Below are 15,026 nucleotides of genomic sequence, written 5' to 3' on the forward strand. Positions count from 1 at the left end.
AGGGCATACCAACTAAGTATTTGCCCGGAGTTTTGGTTAAGTTTAGTTTTAGGAGAATTAGAAGTGAAAAGTAAGATTCCAGAGAAATCTGATTTTAAATGCCGGTTAAGCACTATTGCTTTTCTTACATTACTAACATTAGTAAGCAACCATGCAGCTGCAAACACTGTAGTATCTTTAGGGCAAATGGCCTCAAATATTACAGGATCATTTACTAGTCTGGCTAAATTAATTACTGCGGGTGCTTACTTGGCAGGCTTGGGATTCTCTATTGGAGCTATTATGAAGTTTAAACAGCACAAAGATAACCCAACACAAATTCCAATTGGAACGCCAATTGCTATGGTCTTTATTTCTGCTGCTTTATTATTTCTCCCTTCCATTCTAGGTGTAACCGAAGTAACCATGTTTGGATCGAGTGGAGGTGAAACTGCAGGACCTAATGGAATTATTTTTGGTAGCCAATAAGTTGGGGGGCTGCGTCTACCTTTTGCGGAGATTGACTAAGGTAGATGTCCAATTTTAAAGAAAAATCCTTTTGTACAAAATTAGGGAAGTTCATTAAATGGATTAGCCATTCTAATAAACTGAACTTCCCATCTGAAGTAATCCACTGAAGAACTCAGGTCCTGCATTATGTTGCTTTCGAATAAGTTGTTTTGGCAAGCCGACTAAAAATTTAGGAAAAAATTTAAGGATACTATATTGGCTAAAAAATCTGGAACACCAAAACGTCGAATATACTGATTCATATAACCAATTTCAGTGTTTAACAATGGATTTATTTTATAACCTAATCCAACAAAATATCGGTTTTGATCAAAGCCACTGCTGTTTGTACCTACAAAATTATTCTTGTGAAAAAAAACTTCATCACTTGTAACAAAACTCATTTTATCAAAATGCTTGAAAGGAAAAGAAATTTTAATCAGTTGTCTCAAACGAAAGGCTGTCTTGGGATTATTTTCTAAAAAGCGCTGTTCTGCACGAGTTCTACTGGTAAACGTTAGATATTGATTCGTTTTAGTCCATAACAATTGTTGCCAAATACGATCTTCCTCAAATGGATTAGGTGTGTTTGGTTTCCCAGTATAAATCCAGGCATATCCAATCCAGATACTCAAATTATCAGTTAATGCATAGCCTAATCCTGGACGTAATAAAATCTGTGAAAAACGACTGCTATCATCCCCTAAGCGCTCTTGATCTTCCAACCAATATCTTAGACGACTTAAAAATTTGTTATCACTGTGAGACTTACCTATTGCGGTAATATTGAACCAGGTTTGAAAATCCCGTTCTAGAGCACAATTCGCCACTGTAGACCAAGAGAAAATTAACATTCCAATAAAAAAACAAGATAAAATACTCTTTCTTTGCATATATGCTCTTAATATAAAAGAAACTATTCTAATTGACGACGCTTCATTTGGAAATAATTGTGAGTCTATGCGATCTTTAGACTTGTAAATTTTGCCAATTTCTTGGTGACGTGAAATGCTGAAGAGAGGCTACACCACAAAGCTTTAAGAAACCGCGTTCAGGGTGGTGATCGATACCTCTCCACCCCATCACCTCGAATATTTTTTTAAATAATGAGGCATCCTCTCCTGTGGTGAGCTGTTTTATCCTCCACTGCAATGGCATTCGATTGATCCACATTTTCGAGGCAATTGGTAAAGGAGTCGAGATGGGACAGGTTTTGATAGGCTAGGTGCTGAACATCTTGTATTAGCAAACTTAATTTCTCATGAAGCAATCGTTTTGCTGCAGGAAGATCATCAAGCTTTTCATCATATAAATCCATGAAATCTTTTTTTACCTGGTCATTCTGCACATTAATTGATTTTGGAGATTTCTCCAAAAGGTAGGCTTTTACTAATTTATTCATGCTTACGACATATTTATAATATCCCTCGATTTGAAGTAATTTATAGGAATCTAATAAAAAATCATAAAGCTCATCTATATAGCTCGTAGCAAAAATTACTTTTAACTTTTTTTTATCATCTTGCTTAATGGCTTTTTCCAAATGGTGGCATATACAGCCGTGAGATCTAATACACATACGGATCCTTGTTATCGATAGGCAGCAAATATATTAAAAATGCCCATGCTGTGCAAATAATATTAGCGACATCCTAAACATTACACGCAGACTGAATGAAGACATGCAGGCATAATCAGCTCGCACGTCAAAAAAAGATCATGAAATGCCAGGAGCTTGCGCCCTGACACGGTGCAATCACTCGTTTAAATGGTTTAATTTCTACCAATTGGGTTATAGCAACAAGTAAATTCAAACGGCTGAGGCTCGACGTGCCTCTTTAAATGTAAATAATAGCCTTCCTGTTTAAGTAATGTATTAATATTAAGTAAATTATCAACTTCATATAAATAATCGCGATGCGGGGACTCCCAGTCAGCAATTTGTATTAATGCTTGTTGTTTCGCCTCGAATTCATTAGCAGCAACTACAAAAATATTTTTATGTAATTCGGTAAATTGCTTCTTATCGTAACCGCCCAGGTTTACGAAAAATAATTTATTATCAATAGCTTCTGACGGCTCCTGTGAAATCTGAATGCTATGTCCATCTGCATACTTTAAAATACCCCAAGCATCTATATGCAAACTTTTGGGGATACCCCACCAGCTTTTTTTAAGAGCATCATAGGTATCTTCAATTGAGTTAGCGACTATAAAGCGGAGATCATGGAGTTCGATTAAAGAATTCGGGTGGGAACCACCAATATATACTACAAATAAATTCATTATTTAATTTATCCTATTTGAAACAACAGCTTTTAAAATTTTGTCTGGATTTCAGCATTAAAAATTGTCTCACCTCTAGTGCTCAATGTTCACCTCAAGGAACAAACCGCTGTAAAGTCCACGTTTCATGGATGCGTTTTGCATTTATTGAATCCGACAACCGATGTTCATTTAATTGATAAAATTTTATCACCTCAGGAATAATGATATAACCCACGTATTCACGAGGCCTTTCTGGGAGATTTTTTTTATATTGCTCTTTTAAAGCAATCAACTCCTCATCTAACTCCTGTGGTTTATTGATCAATTGTCCGGACTTTGTCCCATAAACTAAAAAACGCAACCTTCGCTCTTGATCATAAGTCTCCCAGTTTTTTAAATTTTCTTGTTCGCAAACCGGACTTACTTTTCCAAAAACAGTAACTTGTCTTTGTGTCTTCGGTAACATAAAAGTAAAAGAAACATAGGGATTGACTGAAATATGTGCTACTTTCGCACTACCCAGCTGGGTAAAAAAAAGCAACCCATGTTCGTTTATTTCACGAATAGCTACCGTACGGCTTCTTGGAAATCCATTTTCATCTACGGTCGCTAAAACACCCATCTTAAATGGTAGATCTTCTGTTTCGAGCCAGACCTTCATTAATCTTAACAACCAACTATAATCAACTTGTTCAGGTAACTCTTGTAGACACCAGTCTCTGTCCGTGAATTGCATTTTTTTATCACTTTATTCAAATCAGATGCGTTGGATTATATTACTAATTTTAGTAATCATCATAATTGGATCTGTAACTAATTATCTCATTTTTATGTGTTTTAAGTACACTTACAGAGTGAACCTCATTCCTCAGGAAGAAAATCGGGTGCTACAGATGACTAAAAATAAGCAAATAAGCTCACAAACTGTGAGTTCATGTTTTGTTGAATTGATTATTTTTGGTCATAAAACTAAAATTAACGCGTTCCAGTTTATATGAAAAAAATTCCCTCGATAGGTTACGCTGCAATTGCATCATCTTTGTGCGACATCATAATTCTCTAAATTAATATTATAACTTAGAAGGTACGATAGAAAAGGAAAAAGCAGCCGATGAATTAGTCCCGTCTGTGTTTAGACTAAAGCCATTAAAGAAATCCAGCCAGTCATTCTTCATTCTTTACCTAAACGAAAACCCGTTTCATATGGAACCTCATTCAATGAATTGATTCCCTGATCAAGATAATAAATCGAACGAAATCCTGCCTGCTCTAATAACATTACAGCCCTCTTGCTTCTCTGACCTGACTGACAATAAATAAGAATAGGATCTAGGGGATCAAGCTCCTCCAGGCGTACAGCGAGCTCAGCCAAGGGAATTAATTTTCCACCTATATTTTTAAGATGGTGTTCCTCAGCAGTTCTGACATCCAACAGAAATAACTTGGGATTTTCTTGCAAAAAATTGGGCAAATTTTTACCGGAAATCGCAACAGCGTGTACCTCTTCTGAAGACAGACACAATCCAAACGCGTTTTCGTCTAGAGTATGACCGTAGACGCAAAAGGAACATTCCATATTTTTACTCAGATTGATATTTTTTATTTCCATTGCCAGTAAGTTGATGCAAAGCAATCGATTTAATAATGAAGTACCACTACCGGTAATCCATTTAATTATTTCAGTTGCTTGCACGATCCCTAACAATCCAGGCAACGTACCGATAACTCCCCCATTTTGACAATTGGCGGTGGTATCAGGAATGACGGGAAACAAACAATGCAAACATGGATTTTGTTGTCCATAAAATAAAGAACAGTGTCCTTGGAATTGGTAAGCACTGGCGTACACATAGGGCTTTTCTAAACGATAACACGTATCGTGAACAAGATAACGCGTATAAAAGTTATCGGAACAATCCGCCACAAGATCATATTGAGTAATGATTTCTTCTGCATTATGGGCCATTAAACGAAAATCATACGCTTGAACCTTGATCTCTGAATTGAGCGTATTTAACCTCATCTTTGCGACAACAGCTTTGGCCTGGCCAACATCTTTTTCTTGGTAAAGAATTTGCCGATGTAGATTACTTTCGTCGATGAAATCACCATCGATTATTCCTATCGTTCCCACTCCTGCACCAGCTAGATAAGGAAGAAGTGTAGCCCCAATCCCTCCTGCACCAATACATAATACCCTTGACGCATGCAGCTTTTTTTGTCCCTGCACGCCAATTTCGTCTAATTTAATTTGCTGGGAATAACGTTCTAACTCAGATAAAACAGTCATATTGGGTCCCTTAACCTAGCTTTGTGCCTTAACATGCTGAGCAATAATGTCTTTCAATCAACAAAACGCAAAAGTTGCTCCGTCGCTCTTTGGGGATCATCCGCTTGAGTAATTGCAGAAATCAGAGCGATACCTTGAACTCCTGTAGCAACCACATCTGGCATACGCTCAATATTGATCCCCCCTATTGCAACCAAAGGATAATTTAATGTGCGTTGCCAACGATGTAAGCGTTCAATACCTTGTGCTAGAAAAGGCATTTCCTTGCTGGTCGTTGGATAAATGGGTCCGATCGCAATGTATGAAGGACAAATCGCATGGGCTCGTGCCACCTCATAATAACAATGAGTACTCACTCCGAGAAACAATCCCTGATTTCTAATCGCGTCAAGATCTGCAGTATCTAAATCTGATTGTCCTAAATGGACTGCTTCTGCATTCAACTTTAAAGCCATTTCCCAGTAGTCATTAATAAATAAAGTAGCACCATACTTTTTAGCTAAAGCAATACTTTGCTTCATCTCCTCTTCCAGGGTCTTACTTTTTTCTTTAATTCGCAATTGAATGGTTTTTACCCCAAGTTTCAGAAGCATTTCGACCCAGGAGAAGCAATCAACCACAGGATAAAGACCTAATCGATGACATGGTTTAAATGGTTGGGGGACCTCATTAAGAGGTTTGGATGAAAGATAAGGCAGGTCCATCTCATTCTCTGGGAAACCGGCATAACATATACCGGTTCCTGCCAGACGGGCTGCTTGGTTTGCGTACATTTTTGCGATAATTAGTGCATCTTCGAGTGAATACTCCAGAGCTAATGCCCCAGTAATCGCCGCGGATAAAACCGATCGAAGTTCCGGATATTTTGCATCAGAGAAGCGATTTTGTGTCAGCCAAAATGAAGTAAGCCCATTTGTCCAATAATCATGTTCCCATGAATTTTCTTGCAGATGCTGCCCCAATAGAAAAATACTTTTAGCCCCCAGCGTTAATAATTCATGAGCCGCTTCCTGCATGGCTTGATGGGTCATGATCTTTCGCTTTAAAATCAATTCGGCCTCAAGTGTATTCAAGACTAAAACATCTGCAAAAGAAAAGCCTGTAGTGAAATCACCCGCATTTTTATCAATATACTGAGAAGTTAAAGTAAAATCCAAAACTACAGGCCCAGAATAATTGTTTAAGATTTGTAAGTCTTCGCGAGAAATGCTTTCGTTTATTTTAATTGCCTTGGGATGATTTGATCCATTTAATTGCTGTTGTTGCATTTCAAGACCCAATCCACGTAGTGTTTGCCAATCGACTTCATTGACAGTATTGCTCCACACCGTGCTCATCATAAAACCTCCTGATGCCAAAAAGGTGTATCGATCAAAGGGGTACATGATTGTGCGGTAATCCGCTCCGGCATAAGACCTGCCTCGAAAGCACCTCGTCCAGCAATAACTGCATGCGAAAAAGCTTCCGCCATTGCTACAGGATGAATCGCTGAAGCAACTGCACTATTCAGTAAAACCCCATCAAAACCTAATTCCAAAATCCGTGCCGCGTGAGATGGCTTACCAATCCCCGCATCGACAATTAAGGTTACATCCGTTAATCGATGGCGTAATGTCTCCAACGCAAAAGGATTGAGTAATCCTTTTCCTGAGCCAATAGGCGCAGCCCATGGCATCAAAATCCTACAACCACAATCCATGAGACGTTGGCATAAAACCAAGTCATCAGTACAATAAGGAAAGACCTCAAATCCTCGTTTTACTAATTCATTCGCTGCACGCAATAACTCAAAGGGATCCGGCTGCAAACTAAACTCATCACCAATCACTTCTAATTTAATCCATGACGTATTAAAAAGTTCACGCGCCATTTCGGCGGTAGTAATCGCAGTTTGTGCATCACGACAACCAGCAGTATTGGGCAGTAAACAACAATTCAAAGACTGAATGGTTTGCCAAAATAAATCGCTACCTGTACCACTGGCCATTTGTCGTTTCAGAGAAACGGTAATTACCTCCGCTTTCGAGGCCCGTACCGCATCGGTCATTACCTCAAGTGATGGATAACCCGCAGTCCCCAAAAGCAACCGACTTGTTAAAAGCTTATCTGCTAAATGCCACATGATTACCCTCCTTGCATCGGCACGATGAGATCAATACGGTCTCCCTCGCATAAGGTAGTCTCCGCAAACATCGATTTGGGGATAAACTGATTATTAATTGCGATTGCCACATGTGCGGCAATACCGTTCTTCTGTTCAAGTATTGCCTGTAGCGTACTGGATGCATCTACAGTTAGTGGTTCATCATTTATATAAATGATCATCAATAAGCCTCCCAGAGCTCAGGATAATAAATGTCTTTTTTATTGCTCTTTAGTCCACGTAAAATTTCCTCTACCAATGCCGGGGCTATTAAAAATCCATGACGATAAAGTCCATTTACCGCAATCAGTTGCTTTGCATATTTTATACGCGGCTGATGATGCACTAAAGTGGGACGACAGTGCGTCACCGTTTTAATGATTCGTGCTTCAGCAAAACCTCGATGTACATAGTAAGCAGCTGTTAATAGTTCAAGTGTCGTTCGTACTGAAATTGGACTGGAGTCTTCTGTCTCCAATTCGCTGGCTCCGATAAGGTAATAAGAATTAGGACGAGGAGCAATATAAATAGTGTATCTTGGATGCAAAAAGCGTATGGGTCTTTGCAATTGAACTTCAGGTGCATGCAACCAGATAAGTTCCCCGCGAAGCCCACGTAAATTGGTAAACGTGTTTTTTGCTCCAAGACCCCGGCAATCAAAAACAAAATCAAATAAATAGGACTCCTTTGCTGTTTCTACTTTGCCTGAATGGATGCAAGAAACATAAGTTTGGTCCCGCCAAACGACTCCTTGCTGGCAAAGATGTTTTTTGAGTGCCAGCAATAAACTCTGATTATCGAGTTGCGCTTCTTTGGGGAAATAATACCCTGCCTGGAAATGATTCAGCTCCGGTTCAAGCTGCCCCAGAGAATCTTGAGTGAGCACTTGATAACATGAGTCACTTAATTTATTGACAATCCGTGTACTGAACTGCTGCCATTCTGCTTTGTCTTGAGGGTGGTGCACTACAAGAGAACCTTTTTGACGAAAATACACAGGTTCCGTTAATTGATGCAAAATAGACTTCCATAATCCAGCAACGGACTCCATTCCCAACTTGAAAATTACATGCTCCGCTTTATCAAGCTCAGACCAAGGTGCCAATAAACCTGCAGCGGCGTAGCTGCAATTATTGAACGCGCTTTCTGCCTCAAATAGGGTTACCTGCCATCCATCATTGTGTAACCGCAAAGCCAGCAAACACCCCATGATTCCAGCACCAACAACAGCAACATTTTTCATTTAATTAAAATCACTCAAAAATAACCTACCGTAGGTTGAGCCTTGTCCCAACGATAAACAATAAGATCAATACCAAACTGCTTAAATTTTCTAAAGTTGGGCCAAGGCCTAACCCACAATTATTCACCCACACAACATGCGATAGGCTCTAAATCAGAATGAGGCATCTTGGGCAGCAGCTCATTTGTATAACAGGAATGCACTGAGAAAGAATCATCAATCACTCCTAAATGCTTGCCAAAACGTCCTACCTTATTCCAATCACGTTCTACATTCAAAAGCGTGCGCGAGAAAAAGGGTAAACTACGAATAAAAATCGTATGATACATGGGCGTTCGTAACTGGGGCTTTGTTTTACATAAGAGTTCATAAGCTTCATCTGGATTTTCGGTAGTAAACGCTGCTCCACGTTGTGTGGCTTTGAGAAAACCTTTAATGGTTTCAGGATTTTTTAACATCCTTTCTGGCACAATAAACTGAATGGAGCAAAAACAGCAGCAACCTAGACCAGCTAGCTGATCCAGGCGTAAAAATACTGTTTCACCACGCAGATGCTCCAATTCAACTTTTTGGAAATTAATAAAACCAATGCCAGTATCAATAATGTCACGACAAATTGCATCAGTAACATTCATGCCAATACGGACTGTTTCATAGCTTGCAGAATCAATACCAGCCAATTGTGCCAAATTATCAATAATGATTTTGCCGAACTCACCAATATACCCTACCCGTTTACCAACAATATCTTGAAATGAAGTAATGCCACTGGACTTAAGTGCGATAAGCCCAGTAGGAGGTTCATCCAATAGCGTTCCAATTGATGTGACAGGATAACCTTTTGCACGAGCGGCTAAAGTATGAATCATGGCTTTAACGCCAAAATCAACATGCCCCATACCTACAATTTCTGTCACATCACTGGGATCACTAGGCTCCAAAATTGCAAGTTTTATGCCTTCTTGTTGGTAATAACCCAATGAATGAGCAACAAAAATTGGGGTATGGTATGGGTTTGCATACCAATTGAGTAATAAAGTTGTTCTTGTAGATAATGCGTTCATGCCATAGCTCCTTAGATTAATTAATAAAATAAAGGATGGCTAAAGATATCGCGTAAAGACTAAATTGAAGAAGTTAACCTTCATTAGAACTGTTGGGAATCACTCGCAAATAAGAGCAAATGCACCATGACAGGCCATTCAAAAGCTCAACTGTTCTCAAATGAAATTCAGTTTTAAGGCGTTCTTACGCTGGTATGAACCAGATCAAGTTCAACGGGTATTTCTCAGACGTTTATCACGACACCCCGCGCCATCAATTGTTGGTAATGCTAGCTGTTATGGAAAAAACTGTCAAACATTATAATAAGAACAACCCTCATCCGTGCTGACGGGCACCTTCTCCCCATGGTGAGAAGGCATCTTTTGAGGCAAAATATAAAAAAATCCCTTCTCCCGTTATCGGGAGAGGGGCTGGGGTGAGGGTAAAAATCTATTTATCATTCTGCACATAAAACACATTATGCTGAATCAAAAATCGCTGACATAATAAAGGAGTATGTTGCAATAAATGATGCAGATAAGCGCGCGTAAATCGTTGCGAACAAGTAGGACACGCGCAATCAGCATCAATGAGTTCAAATTGCATTTGTGTTTTTGAATCCGTTAAATCCACATCCCCTGCACGGCTGTATACCTTTCCTTGCATCGCTGCTTGTGCAGGTTCATCGGTCTCAATAAATCCTATACCTTGATCACGCAAGCGCCATATTAATTCGGAGTCAAAACGACCCATAATATAGCGCGGTACATGCGACCACCGATTTAATTGTTCCCAATCCACCTCATTCAAAACATTAAAATAAACTCCATGCGGCTTAATTACTTCGTGTTTCTTTAAGTCATTAACATGCATAAATGGAACAATTGCATCATTCCAATTATCCCAAATTTGTGGAAAATCCTGCATGATGTTTTGGGGTAAAATGACTGCATTGGGCTTTAAGTGCTGAATAAGATGGAGCAACTCTCCCACAGTAAATTTTATTCTAGAACCATCATAAGGTGATTTAAGCGTAAAAATTCCCTCTTTATTCGCCACAAGCGATGCTGCATTCAGCACGATAACACCTGGCCAAACGAGATAATGGGATATATCGGATATTTTTTTGAGCGCATCCTGGCCAGGTTTATACAACAGGCTCTCTAGAGAATAAGATGCTGCCATTACTTTTGCTTCGTGCCAATTTGCTGTTGTAAGACACGCACCTGCTTCTGAAGTTAAAACAGGTATAAAATTCTGTACTGCAGTCAACATTTCTAATCTCCTGATTTATTATCCATTCACCAAAATTTTGAGTGCTTTAGGGAAAAAGTCAGATTTGAGTTCAGGTTGGAAGGAGCTCGATTCAAAAAAGCGCAGCATACATCAATATGAGCATTTTTTAATTGAGATCGTTTCAACCTGTGCCAAATATAGCTTTTGGTGAACGGTTATCTGATTTACAGCAATAAACTGGTATCACCATAACTAAAGAACCGGTACTTCTTTTCAATTGCTTCTTGATAAAGCATCATTGCTTGTTTATGACCAATAAAAGCGGAAACCAGCATTAATAAAGTCGATTCAGGTAAGTGAAAATTGGTCATTAATCCATCACAAATCTTAAACTCATAGCCTGGGTAAATAAAGATGTCTGTATCCCTACTGCAGGGACTTAGTATTCCATTGTGGACCGCACTCTCAAGACTTCGCATAGCAGTTGTACCGACGGCAATTACCCTATTTCCTGCAGCCTTTGTAGCATGTACCGCAGCACATAATTCAGGACTTATTGTAAATCGCTCGCTATGCATTTTATGATCTTTGATGTTATCGCAACGAACAGGTCTAAATGTCCCAGCCCCAACATGCAAAGTAAGATAAGCTACTGCAACACCTCGTGAATGTAAGCTGGCTAATACCAATTCATCAAAATGCAAACCCGCGGTGGGTGCCGCTACAGATCCTTCATATTTTGCATACACTGTTTGATAACGGTCTTGATCCAGATTTTCATCATTTCGGGTAATGTAAGGAGGTAAGGGAATGTGTCCTATTCCATTTAATAATTTCAAGACGTCCATATCCGCTTTGCAAGTGAATAAATCATCCTGCCTATCAAGAACTTCAATTTCTTTATTTTGTTCCAGCTTAATAATTGAGCCCGATTTTAATGACTTGCTGGCTTTAATATGAGCTAGAAAAGTGAACTCACCCGTAATTCGCTCGACTAATAACTCAACTTTCCCTCCAGTAGTTTTATGGCCATGAAGTCGGGCGGGGATAACTTTGGAATCATTCATTACCAATAAATCACCGGGGTTTAAAAAATCAGCGATTTCACGAAATTGGTAATGACCGTATTCACCTTTTTGACGATCATAAATTAAAAGGCGTGAATCACTACGATTTGCTAAGGGATACTGCGCAATTAATTCTGGAGGTAAATCGAAGTAAAAGTCCTGTTTATTCATAAAGCAACCTGAAAAATAAATTGTCGGTATTATACACGGAATACCCTCATTCATCATCCCTACTGAATGCAATTCCTAACAAAATTACATTTGAATCTTAAAGTTTTGTTTGGCTTAATCTTTTTTGGGCAATTTCGGATCGACATTAGGGGTGGGTGATGTATCTTTTATTAATCGTCTGGCACTATAGAGCCATTGGAGCCTTTGCTGTGATTCCATAATTTTCTCTGGCGAAACTTGTTCGATTAATTTATTAAGCTCTCCTTTGTTTTTAGGTGATATGGTTGAGCTCTCGACAATATTCCGTGCTTTTTCTATATCGTCTTTTTTAGGTGCTTTTAATACCAAAGATTCAAATTTCTCTATCATTTGTGAATAACTTGCATGAGGATCTGTTTTTGGAGCATGCGACAAACTGGGATTCTTACTTAATAATACTTTTTGGGCACGCGTTTCTCTTAATGTATCTCCCATTTCATTTCTGGCTCGTTGCATTTCTGATTTTTGGTTTTTTAATACTTCTCTTAAATTTAGATGTTGTTCGTAGCGATGTATATGCTTCTGCAAATTTTCTTGTATCTTTTCAAGACAATTATAGCGAGGGGTTTGAATGCGTTCTTTAGCTTGCTCAAAATCACGCTTAGCTTGTACCCAGTCCTCCTCCGTCAATTTATTAGGATCCTTATCTTTAGGAAGCAGAGCATATGAACCATCATCTGTTTGAACAAGAAATTTTGCATCCTCATGTTTGATACTAAAACGGGCCTGGGAATAATCAAAAACTTGTTCCAATTTATCATTAAGAAGTATTTTCTTGTTGTTCATCACTTTCAATGCGGAAACCAATCCTTGTTCACGTAATTTCAAGCCTTCCATTTCAGGGTCCAATTGCCCAGGAATACTCTGATGCTCTCGTATTTTAGCTCGGGTTTGTTCCAAAGCGAAGCGAAATAGTTCTTCATAGTTCATTGTTGTTTGGCTCAGATGAACTTTATGAAAACTCAGTTCATGTTCAATCGTTCTAATGTGTCTGCTGAGACGTCTTTTTTCAACTTCATGTGCCAGGGTATCATCAGAAGCTGTGCTTTTATAGAGTTCTTCCTGCGCTTTATACCGTTTTAGATCGTTCACCAAAACCGATATTCTTTGTGCAGAAAACGCAGTAGGGTTTCCTTGAGGATGCTTGAAAATAGGCAGTTGCAAATAAGTATCCAGTATATCGATATGGGTATGAAGTGCCTCATGGTAAGCTTCCATTCGTTGCCCTTCCTCTTCGATAGCCACTAACTCTTCTTCAACCTGCTCTAATTGGTGTTCCAATTCATCCAGTTTTTCATCTAAAACTTTAATGGTCTCCACGTAATGAGCGATCATATCGTCTATAATTTGAATTGGAGAGCGATCTGAAATTGTTTCTTTACTCTGTTCCTGTTTATCCTTTAGAAGATGTTTGTCGATTTCGAGTCGAATCAGCTGATCTACATTTTTAGCCAGTTCTTCTCGTTCTGCAATAATCCCCATAAGAAGAAAAATCAAGTGTCGCTGTTGGCTGAGTATTTCTTCTGTATTACGTTCCCTGATCGATTCAATTCGTGCCTCTTCTTTCATTATTTCTCGAGCTATCATGGTTAATGTCACATTACCGCCAGCCGTTTTCAGAAAATCAAATACCTCTGAGGCATTTTTTAAGCCAAAATGTGCCAAAAATTGAGTCGCTAAATAAGAATTTGTTTCAGTGTTATTAGGTTGATTTTGTTTTTCTATATCTGCAAACCATTGCTCCATCCGGTTTGAAATATTTTTTTGATCTGTAAAGCTTAAATTCTGCCATATTGGAGTAGCTGCTTCTATTTCAGGCATGACCGAACTCTTAGGAATCACTTTGATACTCCAATAAAGCACCATTGTTTAAATTATAGGCTATTTATGGAGAAAAAAGACCGCTTACACACAGCCATCACGTTTGACGGTGCGTATAATTTTTATTCACAGGATACTGATTAAAAGTTCTATCTCTTTATTTGGTTTTTGGGTTCAGCAACATCGAACCCAAAAACCTACCCCTTCTTTGAATCAAATAGATTCTAGTAACTAGGAGGATATAAATTCGAAGGATATTGAGATGAAGGGAAAGATGTCGCAGAGTTAAACAGAGATTCTCCATCAGCAAACGTTTGTTCCGCAGAAAACACAGAACCAAAATTACCTGGTTCTCTGTCTTTCTCCGAACGAGAGCTGGATTGCCTGGTAGGCTCGTCGCTGCTTAACATTGAATATGGAGATGCACTCATTTTCAATGCTTCACTTTCTGTTGCAGGCGAAGATTTTGAAGAAAACAGCTTTGCAGCAAATTTACTGCCCATACCAGCCACACCGCCAACAAGTAAAAATGGAGACCAAAGCACAGCACCTACAGATTTTATGACACCCGTAAAACTCAGTCCATCTTCATTCACAACACGTGATTTAATCATCGCGAATACGTTTTTATCACTGTTATAGCATTCTTTAGCACTGGAACTTAAGTAAGCAAATCCCAAAATTGCATAAAAAGCGAGTGCACCAATGCCAATAGCCCCAAGAGTGCCGACACTCAATGCCATTGCACCGGCGGCACTTGCTCCAGTAACTCCAGCAGCAGTCAGTGATGTGGCAGCTAATCCAACCGCACCAAGCGTAAGTTTGAGAATTAAAGCAAGAACGAAAATTGGAGCAACAACAAAAGCAAGGATGAGAAATGCTCCAGTCCCCCAGCCTGTACCTGAGGAATAACTTTGACGATAACTATAAGCTCTTCCGCGGGGAATTACTTCAACCTGAGGAACCCTGGGATAAATAGGTCTATAAACTTGAACTTGGGGATTAAATGGAGGGATATTATGGGTATGATGTTGCGAATCTACAGTAACTTGAGGACCTACACCGCGAGAACCAGTATATTGATCATGACCATGATGTTTACTGTGCACTTTAGTCTCCTTTATTGTTATTATTAAAATCCAGCCTAGCAGGGAGAAGTATAAAAAAGAAAACTTAAGGTTTTATTAAGAAAATGCAGGTTTCTTTACAAAATAA

The 15,026-nt window shown here is 39.0% G+C and carries 15 protein-coding genes and 1 riboswitch; of the genes, 1 reads left to right on the plus strand and 14 read right to left on the minus strand.

Annotated elements, in window-relative coordinates:
- Window positions 1-63 precede the first annotated feature (63 nt).
- Window positions 64-468: a type IV secretion protein IcmD gene (locus ACF8MK_RS16670; RefSeq protein ID WP_392537602.1), complete on the plus strand. Its 405-nt coding sequence runs from the start codon at window positions 64-66 to the stop codon at window positions 466-468.
- Between the two features lie 203 nt (window positions 469-671).
- On the opposite strand, the gene ACF8MK_RS16675 is transcribed toward ACF8MK_RS16670, so the two are convergent.
- The 14 genes from ACF8MK_RS16675 to ACF8MK_RS16740 all read right to left on the minus strand — a co-directional run bounded on the left by ACF8MK_RS16675 (window position 672) and on the right by ACF8MK_RS16740 (window position 14,920).
- Window positions 672-1,382 (minus strand): DUF2490 domain-containing protein, encoded by a 711-nt coding sequence (locus ACF8MK_RS16675; RefSeq protein ID WP_392537603.1) that lies wholly within the window; start codon window positions 1,380-1,382, stop codon window positions 672-674.
- A gap of 206 nt (window positions 1,383-1,588) precedes the next feature.
- Complete coding sequence (locus ACF8MK_RS16680) at window positions 1,589-2,068, minus strand: hypothetical protein (protein ID WP_392537604.1); 480 nt, start codon at window positions 2,066-2,068, stop codon at window positions 1,589-1,591.
- Window positions 2,069-2,262: 194 nt separating this feature from the next.
- Window positions 2,263-2,775, minus strand: a complete 513-nt coding sequence (locus ACF8MK_RS16685) for a DUF1543 domain-containing protein (RefSeq protein WP_392537605.1) — start codon at window positions 2,773-2,775, stop codon at window positions 2,263-2,265.
- Window positions 2,776-2,869: 94 nt separating this feature from the next.
- Window positions 2,870-3,493 (minus strand): pyridoxamine 5'-phosphate oxidase family protein, encoded by a 624-nt coding sequence (locus tag ACF8MK_RS16690; RefSeq protein WP_392537606.1) that lies wholly within the window; start codon window positions 3,491-3,493, stop codon window positions 2,870-2,872.
- Window positions 3,494-3,928: 435 nt separating this feature from the next.
- Window positions 3,929-5,047, minus strand: a complete 1,119-nt coding sequence (locus ACF8MK_RS16695; RefSeq protein ID WP_392537607.1) for a ThiF family adenylyltransferase — start codon at window positions 5,045-5,047, stop codon at window positions 3,929-3,931.
- Between the two features lie 53 nt (window positions 5,048-5,100).
- The gene (thiE, locus tag ACF8MK_RS16700; protein WP_392537608.1) at window positions 5,101-6,387 is read right to left on the minus strand and encodes a thiamine phosphate synthase; all 1,287 of its coding nucleotides are present in this window, start codon (window positions 6,385-6,387) and stop codon (window positions 5,101-5,103) included.
- Window positions 6,384-7,169, minus strand: a complete 786-nt coding sequence (locus tag ACF8MK_RS16705) for a thiazole synthase (RefSeq protein ID WP_265702864.1) — start codon at window positions 7,167-7,169, stop codon at window positions 6,384-6,386. The genes thiE and ACF8MK_RS16705 overlap by 4 nt, the downstream gene beginning before the upstream one ends.
- Before the next feature lie 2 nt (window positions 7,170-7,171).
- Window positions 7,172-7,372 carry a sulfur carrier protein ThiS gene (thiS, locus tag ACF8MK_RS16710; RefSeq protein WP_392537609.1) on the minus strand — a complete coding sequence of 67 codons (201 nt, stop codon included), beginning with the start codon at window positions 7,370-7,372 and terminating at the stop codon, window positions 7,172-7,174.
- Window positions 7,372-8,433: a glycine oxidase ThiO gene (thiO, locus tag ACF8MK_RS16715; protein WP_392537610.1), complete on the minus strand. Its 1,062-nt coding sequence runs from the start codon at window positions 8,431-8,433 to the stop codon at window positions 7,372-7,374. The genes thiS and thiO overlap by 1 nt, the downstream gene beginning before the upstream one ends.
- 119 nt (window positions 8,434-8,552) lie before the next feature.
- Window positions 8,553-9,497 carry an ABC transporter substrate-binding protein gene (locus ACF8MK_RS16720; protein ID WP_392537611.1) on the minus strand — a complete coding sequence of 315 codons (945 nt, stop codon included), beginning with the start codon at window positions 9,495-9,497 and terminating at the stop codon, window positions 8,553-8,555.
- Between the two features lie 164 nt (window positions 9,498-9,661).
- A riboswitch (TPP riboswitch) is annotated at window positions 9,662-9,755 on the minus strand.
- A gap of 172 nt (window positions 9,756-9,927) precedes the next feature.
- Entirely contained in the window at window positions 9,928-10,752 is an 825-nt protein-coding gene (locus tag ACF8MK_RS16725; RefSeq protein ID WP_392537612.1) for a tRNA-guanine transglycosylase, read from the minus strand.
- 185 nt (window positions 10,753-10,937) lie between these two features.
- On the minus strand, window positions 10,938-11,951 hold the full coding sequence (gene queA, locus ACF8MK_RS16730; RefSeq protein WP_392537613.1) for a tRNA preQ1(34) S-adenosylmethionine ribosyltransferase-isomerase QueA: 1,014 nt from the start codon (window positions 11,949-11,951) through the stop codon (window positions 10,938-10,940).
- A 114-nt stretch (window positions 11,952-12,065) separates the two neighbouring features.
- On the minus strand, window positions 12,066-13,832 hold the full coding sequence (locus ACF8MK_RS16735) for a hypothetical protein (RefSeq protein WP_392537614.1): 1,767 nt from the start codon (window positions 13,830-13,832) through the stop codon (window positions 12,066-12,068).
- Between the two features lie 203 nt (window positions 13,833-14,035).
- On the minus strand, window positions 14,036-14,920 hold the full coding sequence (locus tag ACF8MK_RS16740) for a hypothetical protein (RefSeq protein WP_392537615.1): 885 nt from the start codon (window positions 14,918-14,920) through the stop codon (window positions 14,036-14,038).
- Between the last annotated feature and the right edge of the window lie 106 nt (window positions 14,921-15,026).

Origin of the sequence: Legionella sp. 227 (assembly GCF_043161935.1) — a bacterium.
Classification (GTDB): Bacteria; Pseudomonadota; Gammaproteobacteria; order Legionellales; family Legionellaceae; genus Legionella; species Legionella sheltonii.